The sequence below is a fragment of the Bacillota bacterium genome (assembly GCA_009711825.1).
Taxonomy (GTDB): domain Bacteria; phylum Bacillota; class Proteinivoracia; order UBA4975; family VEMY01; genus VEMY01.
In genome coordinates this window covers 93,897-112,971 of the sequence record VEMY01000032.1, presented here as the reverse complement: position 1 = coordinate 112,971, position 19,075 = coordinate 93,897, and the positions used below count along the sequence as shown (strand labels likewise).

Here is a 19,075-nt window from a genome sequence, read left to right as displayed (position 1 = left end):
ATATAATGACCATGGTTTTTGAGTTGGGACGCCCTGGTGCTGCTGTAATGGGTAGCACGCTAACGGGGCGTCCTTTCCTTTCATAAGATAAGGTCATTATACCTAGCAGTTGTTGGACAGGCAATACCGTCAACTTATGGGCTATATGGCTCAGCAAAAACAGCGCTGACAAAGCCTCCTACGGTTTGTTACCTGTACAAATCGATGGTCAAGTTAAATATTGTCAGTAAGATGCCTCGATATCTGTGTTCAACTTAATCGGGATGGTAAGTTAGTGCCCTACATTCTTTTGTGAGGTTAAGGCCAGGCCCGGCTTTGACAGGGCCTGGACCAGCTCAAGAGTTATCTGAGTAATGCCAAGCAGTCGGACGCCAGCTATAACAATGTGTTTAGTTTTCCCAGCACTTCCTGCATCTTTGCTTGTGGTAGTGTTTCAATAAACTTAGCATTACGCGCCTTCCAATCAAAACTTTTTACTTGGTCTGCCAGGATAACTCCAGAAACGTGTAATGTAGACGGTAGCGCTACCTCGTAAGGATAACCTTTGCTCTGGGCGGTAATTGGACAAAATAAGGCGAGACCTACCTTCTGATTATATTGTCTGGGGGACAGGCAGACTGCTGGTCTGTGCCCGGATTGTTCGTGGCCGGTTTGCGGTGAGAAATCTAACCAGACAAGATCACCTCTTGCAGGTACGTAACTTACCATTGTTCATCGCCAACTGGTTTATCGACAAGATATTCTTTGTGGAGATTGTCTTCTGTTACTTTAGAAAGTAATTCCTCTAGCTCGTATTCACCAGTGTCTATAGGCTCAATAATTAATCGATTATCTTTCAGTGACAGGTTGACGGTAGACCCATTTTGCAAGTTGATTTCTGTTGCGAAGGATTTGGGGATGCGCAACGCTATGCTGTTGCCCCACTTCTGCACTTTAACACGCATTATAATCACGCTCCATTTAACGTATCTACAATGATTATACATGTAATGTCTGAAGTGTGCAACTTTGCTGATTACCGCCAAGCCCAGTGGCCATACGGTGGTCGCGGGCTCCGGCAAGACTACCCTTGCAGTATACCGGGAGGAGTTCTTGCTGGATAATCATTGCATTGATGACAAATGGGTTAGGTTGGACAAAACACAACCAGCCATTTTAAAGGCTGGTTGTATATGCATATCGATCTTTGGCATCGAGAAGAAGAACATTGCGGAAATTAGTAGCGGATCTTTGATAACTCGTCCTGGAAGGCAGGTCGTTGGGGATATCTCTTCTTTAGTTTGTTAACTATGGCCTCAACGGCATCTCTGTCGGCTATTTTTCTTAGTTTCCGGATAAGTGAGCAGATTTTCCGGTAGTGGCTGCGATTACCGGCATCCGTTGCCTTTTCCAGAATTAGCTCTGTCATGATGACTGTTACTTCTTCTTTGTAATCAGGCAGCAAATGACGATAATAGTCAGTCACTTGGTATTTATGCTTGCTTAGGTATTTCATTAGCCTGGGCATGTCTTCTTCGGCGAGCAATACTTCGGTGTAAATGCGGCTTTGCTTTTGTTCGAGCATTTGGATTACCTCAGAATATACTTCTGGCCATTGGTCAGTCGGGTAAGCGGCCTTTAGTTCTTTGTAATGCTCAATGCTGTTGCCGAGGACTAACTCCTTGGCCAGGGTGCGTTGCTTTTCCAGCTGCCCAGATTTTTTGTATGTCTCGTAGCGCATTTTCTTCCAGTCACTGACCAAGCCTCGGAATCGGGCGTCATGGCTTTCACCGTCAAGGGCTAATTTTTCTGCGGTAGAGTAATCTTCCGCCTCCAGGGCAGAATTGATTGCCATTCTCCGGAAGTCGGGGCGATGGATGTTTTGTTGCAGATATTCTGCAGCTAGTTTCGGGTTGTCTTCGTCTAGCAATTGATGGCGGAGTAAGGCTATTTCATCCTCGTAATACTTGTCCTGACTGGATTTTGAGATTTGGTTAAGATAGTGATCTAGTTTGCTTCGTTCGCTGGAAGTTGGCGCCAGCAGTGCGCAAGTTTCCAGGAGGGATAATTGCCATTCATTATTCCAGGTTGAGTAGATATCTTTTTGGGCTTCCGAAAAGGTTTTCTCAAACAATTCAAGAATGTTAATTTCAGGGTGTACTTGGGCCTTGTGGCTTAGTACGCTTATTGAATCGAGCGTTTCATTGATTAGACCGCTCATGAAGCCGTCGGAGTCGTCACAATAGTCCAGGGTAGGGACAATTTCTTGGAGAATTGTGAAATACACGACTAAGGCTGTACTGAATTCTTCCTCCTCAACCAAGGTATTCGCCTTGTTCAAGACCATTTCCGCACCAGTGAGGGCTTCATCAACTTGGTGGTAGCCGATAAATCCGGATTGGTCGCTATGGCGGTCCAGGTAAGTGTGAATTAGCCTCCGGCAATGAATCAGGGTTTCGGATTTGGTATCGCCAGAAAATTGCAGGTTGATTTTTTGCCGGATTTCTGGGTAGGAGTCAGTTAAACCGAGGATGAATTCCACCAGCTTGTCCTTGCTCTGGCTGGAAAGTGTGTTGCGGATGTCTTTGTGGTTGGTAGTTGATTTAAATTGTGTGACAGTGGTGGACTCTTCGTAAAGGTCGCGTATGGCAAAGAATACGGCAACTTCATGTTTGCAAAATGGTCCCGCATCGTAAGGACAGTCGCAATTAGAGTGTTCGATGTTCTCTGCGCCATCTAGGGTGACGGTCACAGAGTAAAGGTCTGTTCCCTCGACAAATGCTACATAGGTAATAGCATCTTCCTGTTCAAGGGATGTGACTCGGTCTGTCTGAAAATAGTCCCAGCCACGTTGGAGAATTACTTCGGAGATATTTTTTTCAAAGTCCCGGATATTCATCTATTAGCCCCCCCTGTGAATAAATCTTTACTGTGATTATAAAGCATGTAATGGGTTTCGTCATTCTAAAATCGGAAGGCTTTCTTTAATGCCCTGCCTTATTAAATGCTAATTGGATGAATTTTAAATTGGATTAGTTACACTTATGCATCTTGAGTGAAGCGGTTTTGTCTAGATGGTTCAACTGGTACTCTACCGGTAGACATTGGAATTGTCCACAATTTGGCCAGTATTACTTTGGGTGGGGGGCATGCACGGCGTTGGAGTGGATTTACCTCTTGACGGCTACCAGTACACCATCACCAATCGGAAGCACGGTGCTTTTTAGGTTCTTTGCATTCAACCACAAGTTTGTTGAATTCTTTAATCGGTTCAATCAGGTCATGCCATCTAGGGTTGGTGTTTGATTTTGCATAGTAAATCTGGGTAAAGGAGCTGGTAACAGTTAAACATCTTAAGTGGGTGCCGTTTGTCTATATTGGATTGCTTATCTTTTTGTCTATTCTTTTCTTTGAGCTGAGGATAATCTTGGAGCTGGGCGGGCAGGTAATCTTCTGGCTGCTGACGATTGTAGCTCTGTGGGCGGTTTGGAAGCGAGTAAGTTCACCGTGGTTGCTGCTCGCGCTTTGTATGATCTCTGGGGTATCGCTTGGCCTTAGTTACGTACCTGTCTCAAACCTGGTTTATCTTGTCGCCCTTGGTCGCTGGGTGCCCTGGGCAGTTTCTCTGCTCTTTGTGCTAACTGCGTTTAAATTGTTCCGCAGTGGCGGCTTCGGTGAAATTGTGCCTGCACTCAGGGCAACGCTGGTTACGGTGCTGTTCATTGTAGGCGTCCTGCCTGTTTTGTTGCTGGTTGGGTTTTCCACTGTGATGGGCAGTGATACAGTCCTAGGTATAGTTCCGTCCCCTGGGGGGCAGTATGTAATACACGCTAGAGAAGTTAATGCAGGAGCGCTTGGTGGGGGTACCAGTGTGCATATTCGGGAGGCGATGGTTCCGGGGGTGTTGAGCCGGGATTGGCTAGTGTTTCATGGGGAATGGAATGAACGCTGGAATCTTGACTGGCAGGATGAAGATACCTTTCTCATCGATGGTGAGGCTTATACCATGGATGGCTTGAAGTCTGGGATGTATGTGATTATTGGCGATTAAACGGTCTTTTTGTTTTGTGCCCGACTATTTTTCGTGGTATCATTAAATGAAATTGTATGATTGAGGTGGATTATGAGCAAACACAAAATATATACAATGAGCTTTGCAAAAGTCTATCCCATGTATGTTGCAAAGGCGGAGAAGAAAGGACGGACGAAAACAGAGGTCGATGAAATTATCCGCTGGTTGACAGGCTATAGTCAGGAAGAGCTTGAAGCGCAGCTGGAAAGCAGACAGACTTTGAGACCTTCTTCGCCGAAGCTCCTGGGATGAATCCTGCCCGGGAATTAATTAAAGGTGTGGTCTGCGGCGTGCGGGTGGAGAATGTTGAAGAACCAACCATGCGGGAAATTCGCTATTTGGATAAGCTGATTGATGAGTTAGCTAAAGGAAAAGCGATGGAGAAAATTCTGCGGAAATAATTAGCAAGGCCCAGCTGGCATGCCAGTAGGACCTTGTTATTTCTTGTTATGCTTCTGGAACTCTTGGAGCTACAGGTTACTCCTTAATCAGATAATAGATTTCAGTCATTTCCTGCTTAGACATAATTTTAGGAACAGGATAAAGGGGATGGGCCTCTGCTAAGGCTCTTTCCACCATCAGGGGAATATCCTTTTCCTCGATGCCCTTAATCTTTTCTGGAATGTCCATCTTCTGGTTCAGTTCTTTAATGGCCGCAACAAAGCGTTTGGCTTTCTCGGCGTCTGTATCCCCCGCCTGACTTAATTTCACCAAATCCGAAAGCTCTGCTAACTTGTCGTGGATTGACTGGCCGAAGTATTCCAGGACATATGGCAGGATTACAGCATTAGCCAGGCCGTGGGGAATCGAGTAAAAGCCCCCCAGGGTATGGGCGATTGCATGGACATAACCGACATAAGCCCTTGTAAAGGCTGCCCCTGCCAGGTATGCTGCTTTCATCATATTGGAGCGGGCAGCAATATCCGTGCCGTCACTATAGGCGCGGTAGAGGTTGGCAAAGATCAGTTCAATAGCTTCCCGGCTGTCCTTTTTTGTTTGCACGGTATTAGCTCGGCCGATGTACGCTTCAACTGCATGGGTTAAGGCATCGATGCCGGTGGTGGCAGTAATATGGGGTGGCAGGTTTACGGTCAAGAGCGGGTCCAGCACTGCGTAGTGAGGGATAAGGGCTGTATCGGTAATTGCATACTTCTCATGGGTCTTGCTATTGGTTATAACTGCGACCAGGGTAACCTCGCTGCCAGTGCCTGCAGTGGTAGGTACCGCCACAAGCGGTGGAATCTTTTTTAGTACCTTGAGGAGGCCTTTCATCTGAGGGATGCTTTTTTTGGGTCTGGCCACCCTGGCAGCCACACCCTTGGCGCAGTCCATAGGCGAGCCGCCGCCAAAGGCAACGATTCCAACACAGCTATTGCGCTTGTACATCTCCAGGGCTTCCTCGATATTGTCGATGGTCGGGTTGGGTACAGTTTTATCGTAGACTGTGTACGCAATCCCATTCTCAGCGAAGCCGGCGAGCATATCATCCATAAGCCCTAGAGCAACAAGCCCTGCATCAGTAACTATAAGGACATTGTTTAGGTCCTTTGCCTTCATTAATTTGGGCAATTCCTGCAGGCTCCCCTCGCCTTCCAACAAATAGGGCTGGCGCCAGGGCAATACATACGAGGAAAGCTTTAACACACCCTGATATGTTCGGCAATACAGTTTAAACATAATATCCCCCCATTGTTTATTTATTAGAGAATTATTCTTGAGATTGGCCTGATATCCCTCTAAATGTCCGAACATTTTTGTCGCGGCGACCTGCTATAATTTTATGTGGTTAGTGTGGGAGGGGGATTGCCATGGCTAAGGTACGGGTGCATGCCGGGGATTTTCTCAAAGGTTCAGGTGAGTTTGGTTTTGGTGCCTTTGCACTGCGGACAGCTCAACACCGTTTTTTTGGCGAAAGGATCCCTGCCAGTTCAATTGAAGAGCTGGAAGTGGTGACAGAAAGGGATGTTAAAAAGCTCAGTGGCACCTTGGGTTGGGGGGCGATCGGCGGGATTGCCTTTGGTCCTGTCGGCCTGCTGGGCGGCTTACTGATTGGCGGGAGGAGGACACAGGTCACCTTTGTTGCCCGATTTAAGGATGGTCGGAAGTTGCTGGCCAGCACAGACAGCAAGACATATTCTAAAATTAGGGCTGCCTGTTTTTAGATTAAGCTTTAAGTATAATAAGGGAAGAGGACGAGGATGGTAGCGCCGTCTTCAATTTAGCCTACTGGAGGAAGCTATGTTTAAAATTGTTTTATCAGAGTCCGAGAGGAAGTTATGGAGCCATTGCTGCGAGAGGTGAAGGGGTCTGGAGGATTCCAGTCGCTGCTAAGGAGGCTGCAGCAGGGCTACAATCCTGAGGCGAACACGTACACACTTAACTCTGAAGATATCGAAGCGATTATCAGATATGCGACGCGATATAACCAAGGGGGATGGCAGGACAGATTGCGGCCGTTGCTGGAGGAAATTGATGTTGTTAAAAATAACCTGGTGAAGATGATTGATTCGTTCTGAATCGCAAAATGATATGGTATGGGGTAAATGGCTCTCAGTTTTTTCAAGCTGAAGCCATTTTTTTCAGCTTTACTGCTACCAATTGGTTGCATGAACTATTTGAATTTGTTACAATATTCCCAACCAGGATAACTAATTAGCTGGAGGTATGGCCTAAAAGGAATAAATATATTAGAACAAAGTCTAATTATAATAAACTAAAAACCTTAAAAAGATTGGAGGGTGTGAAAATGAAAGATGACCGTGAAAACGTTTATTACTGTCCCGAGTGTGACCAGGACAGTGATACTAGAGTTGAGGAGCAGCAAGAAGTATATGCGGTTCGAGGAGAAAATATTGATTTAGAGACAGCGGTCAGAATTTGTAACAGATGTAACACCCCGATATTTGACGAAGAGTTAGATGAGTTAACTATTCAAAAGGTATATGACAAATATCGTAAGCGGCATAAACTGCTTTCCCCTAAAGAAATACGGGCGGTACGGGAACGTTACGGGCTATCTCAACGTGGTTTTGCCACTTTGCTAAAATGGAGTCCAAATACAGTTGCCCGCTATGAAACCGGAGCTTTACCCGATTCTGCCCACATGAACACTTTGATTTTGATTAGAGACAATACTGATTTTGTCCAGCGAATGTACTTGCGAGTAAAAGAAAAATTGGGACGACTGGACCGAAAGAGATTAGAAGCTTCTTTAGCTGGGAACAATCCGGACATCCAGGTAGATTTAGGTGAACTTTTGTCTGAACGTTATAAGTACATTAATCCTCATTTTCTTGGTTTCAGAGAGTTTGAAATAGATAATATGTGTAATATGGTTTTGTTCTTCTCCAGTGCTAACCCCGAGCTAGCGAAAAGCAAGCTGATGAAGTATTTGTTTTACGCTGATTTCGTCAACTACAAGAGGTTTAGCCACTCCGTAAGTGGAATTCCGTACCAACATTTACCTTATGGACCCGTTCCCCTGAATCACGGCCTACTCCTGGATTATCTGACTGAAAACAATATTGTATCTATACAACCATTCGGAAGCTATGAGGGGGAATATATCGAGCCTCATAAACAGCCAGATTTATCGGTTTTCACTGAAGGAGAGTTAGCTACAATGAAGGATGTTCTTGAGTTTTTCCGAAGCTTTAATGCAAAAGAGATCTCTGAATACTCTCATCAGGAGGAGGCCTACGTTAAGACTAAAGAAAGACAATTAATCTCCTATAAGTATGGGGATAGCCTGAAGAATTTTGAGTCCTGAAATGGTTTATCCGGATAATGTAGGCTTGCAACAATAAAGAGGCGCCGCGGCGCCTCTTTGCTATATGATGGTTTGTTAGTCCTGATTGTCATCGGGCTTAGTTGATTCAACTTTGCGTTTGCGGAAACGGCTCCAGACCAGAAGAATTAAAGCTAGTGGTAGGAGAATTGGTAAGGCAGCTATTATGAGGATAAACAGGTAGCTGATGAGGTTAAGAAACAGGGTTACGCTCTGGCTGGGGCACCCGCAGGACGATAAAAGCTGAAGGAGATGTAGAATCCCACTGCTGGGAGTCTTCGATATATCCACCAAGCGATTCAGCCCTCTGACTGAGCTCCTTGACAGCCGCCTCAGTATCCTCAACCTTTACTCGGAGGGATCCCTGGTAGATGCGGTAGCGGGGGCCTTGCTCCTCACCTTCACCGGGGGCTTCAGCATAATCGTCGCCCCCCCGATCTTCTTCGAAATCGGGAGCGCCAGGCATGGAAGAATCCGATGAGCCACAGCCGCCGACAATAAGGGCAATGGCAAGCAAGATGACCAGCAAAACTTTATGTCTCTGCATAGCTGCAATCCTCTCCCTTCAATATAGTGCAGGGACAATCCCTGCGCGGATATGCTGTTAGTAAGACGAAGTAGCGGGTTGGTTGGTTCTATTTCGCCCGGGAGTCAGTCTTATTTACTGCACGTAAATCTTTCTGATTAAGGAGTTTACCAAGGCATTGGGCAGCAACTTGTTGAGGAAGACAAAGAGTTTGTATTTACACCCTATGGTGTACAGAGGCTTAACTCTGGGTTTTTTAGCAATTTTGTAGATGGCCAGGGCAATCTGCTCTGCCGGCATTCCATTTTGTTCGTCCCGCTCCATAACGGCGACGCTGTGGCTGATGGCGCCGCCATAAACATCATCCCCGGCCAGAGATTTGGCCCGGGCAGCGGTGAAGTCTGTTTTCACATCCCCCAGCTGCAGAGCGCACACGCTTACGCCAAATGGCTTCAACTCATTGGCCAGGGCATTGGTCAGGGTGTTTACCGACGCCTTGGTTGCAGAATAAAAGGATTGAAAGGGGATGGCAAATACAGCGGCTACAGAAGAAACAGAGATGATCCTGCCCCTGTGTTTTTTCAGCATGGGCAGAGCAGCCTTTATGCTGTTAAGGGTGCCAAAGAAATTGACATCAAATTGACGTCTGACTTCGTGCAGCTCAGTAAATTCCACCGCGCCGGCAATGCCAAAGCCGGCGTTGTTAATTAGTAAGTCCAGGCGGCCGCTTTGTTGCTGGATTTGGTCAAAAGCTGTTTTGACCGCTTTTTCATCGGTTACGTCCACTGAAATATCAGTTACCTGGGGGAGGCCTGACGGCCTGCGGCTGAGGTTGTAGACAGTCCAACATTTCTTGGCAAACAGTAGCGCCGTTTCTTTGCCAATACCGCTGGAAGCACCAGTGATCGCAACAACCTTTGGCGTCTGGCTCATGCCAGATTTGCCTCCTTCATTACTGCTTCGATTATATCTGCAGCTTCGTCCAGTAGGGCTTCGGTGTGGGTTGCCATCAGGCTGAGACGGAGCAGACAGTCATTTGCCGGCGCCGCCGGTGGCAGGACAGGATTGACATATACTCCGGCTTCAAACAAGCGTTTGTTTACCGTGAGGGTGGTGATTACATCTGTAGTATAGATGGGGATTATCGGGGTGGGTGAGTCCTGAATCTTGATGCCCCGGTTTCTTAAGGCAGCTTTCATATACTTAGCCAGATGGGCAAGCTTGTCCACCCGTTCCGGATTGTTCTCGAGGATTGCCAGTGCTTTTATGGCCGCGGCACAGCAAGCAGGTGGGATGGAGGCAGAGAAAATGAACGGGCGGGATTTATGTTTGATATAATTTGCGACAACTTCCGAGGCAACCATATACCCACCGAGACTGGCCAATGATTTGGAGAAGGTACCCATGATCATGTCCACTTCATCCTCCAGGCCGAAATGGGAGGCGGTGCCCCGGCCTCCTTCGCCGAGAACCCCCAAGCCGTGGGCGTCATCCACCAACACCCGGGCTTTGTATTTGTTTTTAAGCTCAATTATATCCGGCAGGCGACAGATATCGCCGCTCATGCTGAATACACCGTCGGTGACAATTAGTTTGCCGGCATCTTCCGGAATCGAGGCCAGCACCCGTTCCAGGTCTTCCATATTTGAGTGTTTGAAGCGCAGATGCTTCGCGTAACTGAGCATGCAGCCATCGTAAATGCTGGCGTGGTTTTCCTTGTCGGAAATTATATAGTCATTGCGTCCGCAGATTGTGCTGATGATGCCCAGGTTTGTTTGAAACCCAGTAGAAAATGTCAAGGCGCTTTCTTTGCGTAGGAAACGGGCTAGATTGCGTTCCAGCTCTGTGTGCAGATCCAAAGTGCCGTTCAGAAACCGGGAGCCGGAGCAGCCGCTTCCGTATTTTTCGATTGCGGCGATTGCTGCCTGTTTCACGCCTTCATCGGCGGTTAGGCCCAAATAGTTGTTGGAGCCCAGCATAATACGGCGTTTACCTTCCATGATTACTTCCACATCCTGCTGGGAATGGAGCTCATGAAAATAGGGGTAAAGTCCCATTTTTTGCGCATCGGTTGCGTCGGTAAACTTCTCGCACTTAGTAAATAAAGACATTATAATACCTCCTTCGTCCTTGGTGCCTGGAATGGTAAATCCAGGTGATAAAAGTGTACCGAGCTCCTGCCAGGCCAAACCTCCCATCTATTACCAGTAAATGGAGTTGTGCAATTACATTATATTACATTCGGCAGTCCAGTGGGAAGACCTGTGGAAAAGTTTTTGTGCAAGTTTATCCGCTAGTGGTCGGACTACCTTGACCGCATATCTGTATATTGATAGAATATGCATATAACATGGCTGGAGGTGTGCACTATGCCAAACATCAGACCAAGTTCTGATTTGAGAAACAAGTACAACGAGATTTCGGAGTTTTGCCACCAGTATTCCGAACCTGTTTATATTACCAAGAACGGGCGGGGAGATTTGGCGGTCATGAGCATAGCTACGTATGAAAAGCTTGTTGGAAAGCTTGAACTGTATAAGCTGCTGGATGAAGGAATGGAAGCTGTAAAAGACAACAGAGTTGTATCTGCAGAGAGTGTATTTGAAAAAATTGAAAACCGATTGTCAAAATGAATCAATATAAGGTTCTAATGACGAAACCGGCGGCGGACGATTTGCAAGCCATTGCCGAATATATTTCCGAGGAACTGCTTGAGCCTGTCATAGCAAAAAAACTGGTGGGTAAAATCAAAAAAGCTGTGATGAGTCTGGACAAATTACCGACCCGTCATGCTATGGCAACAGACGAACGCCTTGCCACCCAAGGGATTCGCAAGCTGATTGTGGAAAATTATGTCGCTTTTTATATGATTTCTGAACAAGATGACACCGTTACGGTTATTCGCATTCTATATGGAAGACGGGATTGGAAACATTTGTTGTAGCCCCGAGATGCTTGGGGCTGCTGTACTTTATACTATCCGTGCTCTTACAATGTACGACTGGGCCGCGAGACGCAACCTGGAAAGTGGTTGGGGGTCAACTAATTCTCAACTAGCTAAGAGAATTATCTCAATTCCTAGAGTTCATTTGCAGCTGTTTGAGAAAGCTATAAATAGATTAGAAGCCGAAAAGATAAGGGGATGGCGATGAGTAAAGTAAAAGACAATCCCGGATGGAATTTTGATAACAGCTATGCGAATTTACCGGAGAAATTTTTCAGTCGGCAGAAGCCGGAACCGGTCCCGTCGCCCCGGTTAGTTGTGCTCAATGAGTCGCTGGCCAAGGAGCTGGGCCTGAAACCTAAGGTGCTTCGGGGTAGTGAGGGGGTGGCGGTGTTTGCGGGGAATAAGCTGCCGCCGGGCGCTCTGCCCCTGGCCCAGGCGTATGCCGGGCATCAATTTGGCCATTTTACGATGTTGGGGGATGGCCGGGCAGTTTTGCTGGGGGAACAGATTACGCCCCCGGGGGAGCGTTTTGACATCCAACTGAAGGGCTCGGGAAAAACCTTGTATTCCCGCGGGGGAGACGGTCGCGCTGCCTTGGGGCCGATGCTCAGGGAATATATTATTAGCGAAGCGATGTATGCCCTAGGTATTCCCACCACCCGCAGTCTGGCAGTGGTGGCCACCGGGGAAGAGGTTTACCGGGAATCGGTGCTTCCTGGCGCTATCCTTACTCGGGTGGCAGCCAGCCACATCCGGGTGGGCACTTTTGAGTATGCGTCCCAGTGGGGCAGTGAGGATGACCTCCGGGCCCTAGCCGAGTACACAATTGAACGGCATTTTCCCCATATCGGCCGGGAGGACCGCTATCTGAAGCTGTTACTGGAAGTTGCCAAGCGCCAGGCGGCGCTGATTGCCAGCTGGCAGTTGGTTGGCTTTATCCATGGCGTAATGAACACAGACAATCTGGCGCTCAGCGGCGAGACAATCGATTACGGACCCTGTGCGTTCATGAACGCGTACGATCCGGAGACAGTTTTCAGTTCGATAGACAGACACGGCCGCTATGCCTATGGCAATCAGCCACAGATTGGCGCCTGGAATCTGGCGAGGTTTGCAGAAACCCTGCTGCCGTTGTTGGCTGATGAGCAGGACAGGGCGATTAAACTGGCGGAAGATGCGATTGCCGATTATAATGCCCTCTTCGACTACAATTGGTTGCAGGGCATGCGCGCCAAACTGGGGTTATTCAACGAGGAAGCGGAAGATGAAGCCTTGGTTGATGAACTCCTAAAGCTGATGCAGCAGCAGGCGGCAGATTTTACCAATACCTTCAGGGCTTTGACAATTGAGGAGCTGGAGGGACCTTTCTTTGCCAGTGAAGAGTTTTCCCAGTGGCACGAGAAATGGCAGGCGCGGCTGGGCCGGCAGCAGGAATCTCGGTCCCTAAGCCTGGACTTGATGCGGAACACTAACCCGGCAGTGATTCCCCGCAACCACCGGGTGGAAGAAGCGCTGGCCGCCGCCGTCGATGACGGCGACCTGGAAGTGATGGAGCGAGTGCTCTTGGTGCTGAGCGATCCCTTTGCCCACTCTCCGGAGCAGGTGGCATTCACCGAACCGCCGCCACCATCGGCTGAGCCGTATCAGACTTTCTGCGGCACTTAGAAAATTGGTTGGAAAAACCTGATACAAGTGCATATGTGGTATTATAAAAGTCCGGGCCTGGCCTGGACTTTTGGCTTGAGAAATATACGTAGCTTGGGAATGGAGGATGCATGTCTTGAACACCCCAAAGCAGGAGTACGAGAACAGAGAAGCTCGTTATAATAGGCAGCTGAAGGGGCTGCAGAAATTTGAACGCCGGCTCAGCAATCTGAGATTGGCAGTGTTTGTCCTTGGTGTGGTGGCAGCAATTACTACATACCAGCAAGCTAATTATTTTTTGCTGACAATTAGTCTATTGCTGTTTGCCGCCATCTTTGTTTCGCTTGTTGTGTCACATGCCAAGTCGCTTAAAGAGATTAAGCAGATTACGTTGCTCCGGGATATCAATAGCGAGGGCCTGCAGCGGCTGGCTGGAGCATGGGATCAGTTTGCCGATGCGGGCAAGGATTTTGTCGGTGACAAGCATAGCTACACCAGTGATTTGGACATTTTCGGTCCTAGGTCGGTGTTTCAATGGATCAGTGTTGCCAAGACTTTTGCCGGCAGGCAGAAGCTCCGGGAGTTGTTGTCCGAACTCCAGGGCAATCGGGCCGCTATCCTTGAGCGCCAGCAGGCGGTTGCCGAGTTGGCGGATAAACTATCCTGGCGGCAGCGGTTCCAGGCCGCCGGGATGCTGGCCAAAGGTGCAACAAGGGATTCTGGGGAGATTATTGCCTGGGCAATGGAGGCAAATCAGTTCTTCCGCAAGCCGGTGGTGATTGCGCTGATGCGGCTGTGCCCCGCGCTTACGATTGTTCTACTAATCTTGGCCTTTGGCTTCGATTTGATTCCCAGCATACTGCCGGCAGCTGCGCTGGTATTGCAGTTCGCCCTCCTAAACTATAAACGGCAGGAGCGGGAGCGGGTGTTTAACCTAGCGGAGCGTTATGCAACCGACTTGCAAATCTATCACCAGTTGCTGCGCTTGGTTGAGGAGGAGAAGTTTCAAGCTCCGCTGCTTGTTAACATTAAAGAAGGCATGAAGGGACAGGTGGGGGTAGCGGCATATCGGCAGTTGGACAAATTAGCTGCTTTGATGAATGCTGCCGGCGACCGGAGGAATATGTTCTTTATGGTATTCAATATCTTGCTGCTCTGGGATTTTCGCAACCTGATTGCCCTGGAGCGTTGGAAACAGCAGGCAGGTGCATATCTGGAGGACTGGTTGGCGGCACTGGGGAGGGTTGAGGCCCTGGCCAGCCTGGCGATTATTCGCTTCGAGAATCCCGACTGGGTGTTTCCCGACCTGTGCGTCGACGATGGTGCGGTTTTGGAGGCCCAGACAATCGGCCACCCGTTATTGCCGGAGCGCAAGGGGCAGAATGACATTGCTTTGGGTGGCGGAACCAGGGCGTTGTTGGTCACCGGCTCCAATATGTCCGGGAAAAGCACATTCTTGCGGACTGCCGGTGTGAACCTGGTGCTGGCGTATGCCGGCGCGCCGGTATGCGCTCGGGAGTTTCGGGCTTCCCTCATGGAAGTAAATACCTGCATGCGCATCGGCGATAATCTTGGCGAGAGCGTGTCCTCTTTCTATGCGGAACTCTTGCGGATTAAGGAAATTGTTCAGAAAGCGGAAGCGGGCAGAAGCGTTTTTTATCTGCTGGACGAGGTGTTTAAGGGCACGAACTCCCGGGATCGGCATACAGGGGCGAAAGTGTTAATCAACAAGTTGACAGGGACCAACGCCATTGGGCTGGTTTCCACCCATGATTTGGAGCTCTGTGGGCTGGAAGCGGAGAATCAGCGAGTAACGAACTTTCATTTCCAAGAGTACTACGAGGATGATAAAATCTATTTTGATTACCAGTTGCGGCCGGGGCCATCGGAAACCCGCAATGCGCTATATCTAATGAAGCTCGCGGGGATTGTTGAAGAAGCAGATTAGAGCAACCATGGTTGACAAGCTGTTGCTGGATTGGGTGCAATTTTGCTGTTAACGAGCTAAATACTTGAGATCCAGCCCCAGAGGGGGGCTGGATCTTTTGTCTGGCGCCAATTCTGCGATTTGGCTGGGTTAATGGTTTGCGATTTGGCTGTAGGAAAACGACGGTGAAAACACCTATAATAAAACTGAGCCAGTTTAAGCTGGACCTGTAACATAGTTGTAACACGCGGGACAAATTTTTTTACCCCGGGGGTTGACAGTTTGTAGACTATAGTTACACCGTTAGTAAAGGTTGACAGAGTGTTAGCACATTTCGACAATTTGGATCTAATCTCCTTATCTAATCTTCTATCTAATCACGACAATCTAATCACCTGGTCTAATCATTTTATTTACTCGACAGAATCTAATATGGGTTTGGGAGGGGTTTATGAAGAAGCTAGTATCTGTAGCGCTGTAATTAAAATGAGGAGGGGAAATGAATGAAAAAATTGTTAGCCCTTTTGTTTGCGTTAACATTAGTTGTGTCTGCGGCAGCTGGCTGTTCAACGCCGGCAGAATCTGACGGAGAGAAGATTTTTACCTATGCCGATGCTGTTGAGCCCGTCAGCATTGATACCAGTCTAACCAGTGATAGCATGGGCGGGGATGTGTTGTACCATCTTTCCGAAGGCCTTGTCCGCTACAGTGGCGGCGAGATTATTGCTGGTGTCGCTGAGGACTGGGAAATTTCTGAAGATGGACTGACCTACACTTTCTTCCTGCGTGACTCTGTTTGGGAAGACGGGGAGCCTGTTACTGCATATGATTTTGAATACGCCTTCCTGCGCTTTCTCAGCCCTGATACAGCTTCAACTACAGTCGAAATTGCCTACGACATCGTTAATGCCCGTGCATTTAATACCGGCGAAATTACCGACGCCAGTGAAGTCGGGGTAAAAGCGCTTGATGAAACTACCTTTGAAATTACGCTGGAGCGCTCGCTTCCCTATTTCTTGTCGCTCTTAGCTTCCAGAGCATCATTCTATCCTTTGCGCCAGGACTTTGTGGAGGCGGCCGGCAGTAATTATGCCACCAGTCCCGAACACTTCTTGTCCAACGGTCCCTTCATCTTGGCCGAATGGCAGCATGAGGCCTCGCTGACGATGACGAAGAATGAGACTTATTGGAATGCCGATGCTGTCAATTTAGATGGGATCGAGCTCTTGGTTATTCCTGATGCCAACACACGGTTGAGTATGTTTGACAGCGGCGAGTTGGACTATGTTTCTTCACTGCCCAGCGGTCAGGAAGTGAATTATCCCGACCACAACCTCCGTTCTGCGGGTAATGTCGCGTTCCTGCAGTTTAACATGGCCGGCAAGACCGCGGAGAGCGGCGCGCTGACAAGCAACGCTAACTTCCGCAACGCCCTGAGCTACGCAATTGACCGCGATGCTTACAACGCGGCCGCGGTGAGTCCGTTTGCCGAGTCCGCCAACCGGTTTGCCCATCCCACTCATGCCGGGGTAAACGGCAACTTCGTCGATGAATATCCGGTGCAAAATACCGTTCCCCTGACTGGCGATACCGATAAAGCCCAAGAATATCTGGAGCTGGCCCTGGAGGAATTGGGGACAAGCATCGACCAATTGCCGACACTTACGTTTGTGACCTTCGAGATTCCAGCCCGAAGGACTGTTGCAGAAGCGCTGATTGACACCTGGGAACGGGTTCTCGGTTTGACCAATATTGAGATTCAAATGCTGCCGATTCCCCAGGCAATTCAGGGCGCCGCCATGGGCGAGTATGACATCTATTACCAGACAATGGGGGCTGACATCGATCCCTATATCTTCTTGGCATACTGGCGCAGCACTGGCGGCATCAACTGGACCCGCTGGGGCAGCCCTGCATATGATGAGCTAATTGATGCGGTTAACAACATCCTCGACCCGGCAGAACGTTTTGCCAAGTTGCAGGAAGCTGAACAGTATCTCTTGGACAATGGTCCGTTTGTAATGCTCACCTACGAAAACTTCGCCTATGTCCAGCAGGACTATGTAACCGGCTTGGATACCTCGTATGGGGGCGCAGCTGCTAAGTTAATCTATACCGACCTGACAAAATAATAGGCGCTATTCGTTCCGAGAAACAAGTCAAGGCGACAAAAGAAGATATAATCCTTTTTGTCGCCTTGACCTTTCTATATTAAGAATTATCGGATATGTTTTTGCCTCCACATGCAGGCCCTGCCTGCACTGCGTTACCATTTGGGCTGAAGTTGTTTTGTTTGCTGCCCTGACAGGAGGAATTATTGTGAAACGTTATATTATTTATCGGATTTTTATTTCCCTGGCCACAATTTGGCTCTTGGCCACAGTTTCGTTTTTCCTGCTGCGCTCACTGCCGGGCAATCCTTTCCAGACAGAGATGCCAATATCAGTTGAAATGCAGGAACAGCTGATGCAGTACTACGGCCTCGACCAGCCTATACTCAGACAGTATGTTTCCTATATGGGCAATTTGCTCCAGGGGGACATGGGCTATTCAATTAAATATACCAATCGGACAGTCAACGGCATCATCGCCAACGCCTTCCCTGTGTCTGCCAGTTTGGGCTTACGTGCTTTGGCCTTTGCGATACCTGTGGGCATGTTCTTTGGCATTGTTTCGGCCCGGAAGCGTGGACATGCCTTGGACTACTCGTTGGTTCTGATTGCCGTAATCGGCATGTCTGTGCCCAGCTTTATCCTCGGGTCGGCGCTTCAGTATCTGTTCGGAGTCCAGTGGTCAGTGTTGCCGGTGGCCCAGTGGAAAGGGTTTGCGTACACCATCCTGCCTACATTGGCCATGGGCATGACGATGGTTGCCTCCCTCACCCGGACGATGCGGGCCTCGATGCTGGAGGTTATATCCCAGGACTATATTAAGACGGCCAAGTCCAAAGGGGTTTCCGAGCGCCAGATTGTCTGGCGGCATCAGATTCGTAATGCCCTGCTGCCGGTGGTCACTAATCTGGGCCCGTTAATTGCTACGACTTTGATGGGCACGTTTGTAATCGAGCAGATTTTTGCCATTCCCGGTCTAGGGAGACATTTCGTGATGTCTGTGCAAGCTCTGGACTATACGATGGTTTTGGGGCTAACAGTTTTTTACGGCTCATTCCTGGTATTTTTGAATTTCGCCGTCGACCTTGCATACGGGCTGATTGACCCGCGCATACGGATCACAAAGTGAGGTGCGCTGAGATGAATAACGTCTACAAAGAGCTTCCGGATAACGCATTCCAGCCGGTTGGTGCAGACAGGGGCAGCGCGGAAGCGATTGTCCGGCCCAGCATCAGCTTTTGGCGTGATGTGGCGCGCCGCCTATTTAAAAATAAGGTTGCTGTCGCCAGTCTGGTTTGTATAGTTGTAATTTTGCTCTTGGCCATGATTATTCCGGAACTGTCTCCATACAGATTTGATGAAACCAACTTTTCCAACCTTAACGCTTCGTCGTCGGCGGAGCACTGGTTTGGCACCGACAATCTGGGCCGCGATATTTGGACCCGGGTCTGGGTGGGGGCCAGGGTTTCGCTATTCGTCGGATTCTTTGGCGCGATTATTCCATCCTTGTTTGGGATTGTCATCGGCGGCATTTCGGGCTATTTCGGTGGCAAACTGGACATGTTGATTATGCGGATAATCGACATTTGCATGTGTATCCCCCAGCTGATCTACGTAATCCTGCTGATGATTTATCTTGGATCCGGGCCGAGCGCAATTATCATCGCTTTGGCGATAACCGCCTGGATGGGGCCTGCCCGCACCGTCCGTGGCCTGGTGCTCTCCCTCAAGGAGCAGGAATTTGTGCTTGCGGCCAGGACCCTGGGCGCCTCGCCGGCCCGACTGATATTTGTGCATCTAATTCCCAACACCCTGGGGATTGTGATTGTCGGCATGACAATGATGGTGCCTGCCGCGATCTTTGCGGAAGCGACCCTGAGCTTTATTGGGCTGGGCGTCAAGGCGCCAATGACCTCATGGGGGCAGCTTGCCAATGCCGGTGTTCAGGTCTATCGCTTGTTTCCCAGTCAGATGTTTATTCCGGCGCTGTTTATCTGTATTACCGTGCTCTCGTTTAATTTGTTTGGAGACGGTCTGCGGGATGCGCTGGATCCCCGGTTGCGCGATTAATCTATTGTTAGG

At 48.9% G+C, this 19,075-nt stretch carries 18 protein-coding genes and 1 pseudogene; 12 read left to right on the top strand and 7 right to left on the bottom strand.

The window, feature by feature from the left end; genetic code table 11:
• Window positions 1-375 precede the first annotated feature (375 nt).
• The 3 genes from mazF to FH749_10680 all read right to left on the bottom strand — a co-directional run bounded on the left by mazF (window position 376) and on the right by FH749_10680 (window position 2,878).
• On the bottom strand, window positions 376-708 hold the full coding sequence (gene mazF / locus FH749_10690; protein MTI95931.1) for an endoribonuclease MazF: 333 nt from the start codon (window positions 706-708) through the stop codon (window positions 376-378).
• Window positions 702-944 (bottom strand): AbrB/MazE/SpoVT family DNA-binding domain-containing protein, encoded by a 243-nt coding sequence (locus tag FH749_10685; GenBank protein ID MTI95930.1) that lies wholly within the window; start codon window positions 942-944, stop codon window positions 702-704. Before FH749_10685 ends, mazF begins: the two co-directional genes overlap by 7 nt.
• A gap of 272 nt (window positions 945-1,216) precedes the next feature.
• Window positions 1,217-2,878 carry a hypothetical protein gene (locus FH749_10680; protein MTI95929.1) on the bottom strand — a complete coding sequence of 554 codons (1,662 nt, stop codon included), beginning with the start codon at window positions 2,876-2,878 and terminating at the stop codon, window positions 1,217-1,219.
• A 495-nt stretch (window positions 2,879-3,373) separates the two neighbouring features.
• Here FH749_10680 and FH749_10675 point away from each other — a divergent pair, with 495 nt between their 5' ends.
• Both FH749_10675 and FH749_10670 read left to right on the top strand, forming a co-directional pair.
• The gene (locus FH749_10675) at window positions 3,374-4,030 is read left to right on the top strand and encodes a hypothetical protein (GenBank protein MTI95928.1); all 657 of its coding nucleotides are present in this window, start codon (window positions 3,374-3,376) and stop codon (window positions 4,028-4,030) included.
• A 72-nt stretch (window positions 4,031-4,102) separates the two neighbouring features.
• Window positions 4,103-4,452 (top strand): annotated as a pseudogene (locus FH749_10670) (DUF2200 domain-containing protein).
• A 76-nt stretch (window positions 4,453-4,528) separates the two neighbouring features.
• On the opposite strand, the gene FH749_10665 reads toward FH749_10670, so the two are convergent.
• The gene (locus FH749_10665; protein MTI95927.1) at window positions 4,529-5,728 is read right to left on the bottom strand and encodes an iron-containing alcohol dehydrogenase; all 1,200 of its coding nucleotides are present in this window, start codon (window positions 5,726-5,728) and stop codon (window positions 4,529-4,531) included.
• Window positions 5,729-5,859: 131 nt separating this feature from the next.
• Here FH749_10665 and FH749_10660 point away from each other — a divergent pair, with 131 nt between their 5' ends.
• The 3 genes from FH749_10660 to FH749_10650 all read left to right on the top strand — a co-directional run bounded on the left by FH749_10660 (window position 5,860) and on the right by FH749_10650 (window position 7,820).
• Window positions 5,860-6,213, top strand: a complete 354-nt coding sequence (locus FH749_10660) for a hypothetical protein (protein ID MTI95926.1) — start codon at window positions 5,860-5,862, stop codon at window positions 6,211-6,213.
• A 114-nt stretch (window positions 6,214-6,327) separates the two neighbouring features.
• The gene (locus FH749_10655; protein MTI95925.1) at window positions 6,328-6,567 is read left to right on the top strand and encodes a hypothetical protein; all 240 of its coding nucleotides are present in this window, start codon (window positions 6,328-6,330) and stop codon (window positions 6,565-6,567) included.
• Between the two features lie 230 nt (window positions 6,568-6,797).
• Window positions 6,798-7,820 carry a DUF4065 domain-containing protein gene (locus tag FH749_10650; protein MTI95924.1) on the top strand — a complete coding sequence of 341 codons (1,023 nt, stop codon included), beginning with the start codon at window positions 6,798-6,800 and terminating at the stop codon, window positions 7,818-7,820.
• A gap of 211 nt (window positions 7,821-8,031) precedes the next feature.
• Here the strand turns inward: FH749_10650 and FH749_10645 are convergent, their stop codons facing one another.
• The 3 genes from FH749_10645 to FH749_10635 form a co-directional block, all read right to left on the bottom strand.
• Complete coding sequence (locus FH749_10645) at window positions 8,032-8,385, bottom strand: DUF4349 domain-containing protein (protein ID MTI95923.1); 354 nt, start codon at window positions 8,383-8,385, stop codon at window positions 8,032-8,034.
• Between the two features lie 114 nt (window positions 8,386-8,499).
• Complete coding sequence (locus FH749_10640) at window positions 8,500-9,297, bottom strand: SDR family oxidoreductase (GenBank protein ID MTI95922.1); 798 nt, start codon at window positions 9,295-9,297, stop codon at window positions 8,500-8,502.
• Window positions 9,294-10,475: a pyridoxal phosphate-dependent aminotransferase family protein gene (locus tag FH749_10635; GenBank protein ID MTI95921.1), complete on the bottom strand. Its 1,182-nt coding sequence runs from the start codon at window positions 10,473-10,475 to the stop codon at window positions 9,294-9,296. The genes FH749_10640 and FH749_10635 overlap by 4 nt, the downstream gene beginning before the upstream one ends.
• Before the next feature lie 258 nt (window positions 10,476-10,733).
• Between FH749_10635 and FH749_10630 the strand changes: the two genes are divergently transcribed.
• The 7 genes from FH749_10630 (at window position 10,734) to FH749_10600 (ending at window position 19,063) form a co-directional block, all read left to right on the top strand.
• A complete protein-coding gene (locus FH749_10630; GenBank protein MTI95920.1) occupies window positions 10,734-10,997 on the top strand; it encodes a type II toxin-antitoxin system prevent-host-death family antitoxin in 264 nt (87 codons plus the stop codon).
• Window positions 10,994-11,308 carry a type II toxin-antitoxin system RelE/ParE family toxin gene (locus FH749_10625; GenBank protein MTI95919.1) on the top strand — a complete coding sequence of 105 codons (315 nt, stop codon included), beginning with the start codon at window positions 10,994-10,996 and terminating at the stop codon, window positions 11,306-11,308. Before FH749_10630 ends, FH749_10625 begins: the two co-directional genes overlap by 4 nt.
• 204 nt (window positions 11,309-11,512) lie before the next feature.
• Window positions 11,513-12,976, top strand: a complete 1,464-nt coding sequence (locus FH749_10620; protein MTI95918.1) for a YdiU family protein — start codon at window positions 11,513-11,515, stop codon at window positions 12,974-12,976.
• A 106-nt stretch (window positions 12,977-13,082) separates the two neighbouring features.
• A complete protein-coding gene (locus FH749_10615) occupies window positions 13,083-14,903 on the top strand; it encodes a DNA mismatch repair protein MutS (protein ID MTI95917.1) in 1,821 nt (606 codons plus the stop codon).
• A 482-nt stretch (window positions 14,904-15,385) separates the two neighbouring features.
• On the top strand, window positions 15,386-17,014 hold the full coding sequence (locus FH749_10610) for a peptide ABC transporter substrate-binding protein (GenBank protein MTI95916.1): 1,629 nt from the start codon (window positions 15,386-15,388) through the stop codon (window positions 17,012-17,014).
• Window positions 17,015-17,201: 187 nt separating this feature from the next.
• Window positions 17,202-18,122, top strand: coding sequence for an ABC transporter permease (locus FH749_10605; protein MTI95915.1), 921 nt, complete (start codon window positions 17,202-17,204; stop codon window positions 18,120-18,122).
• Between the two features lie 11 nt (window positions 18,123-18,133).
• Entirely contained in the window at window positions 18,134-19,063 is a 930-nt protein-coding gene (locus FH749_10600) for an ABC transporter permease (GenBank protein ID MTI95914.1), read from the top strand.
• Window positions 19,064-19,075 lie beyond the last annotated feature (12 nt).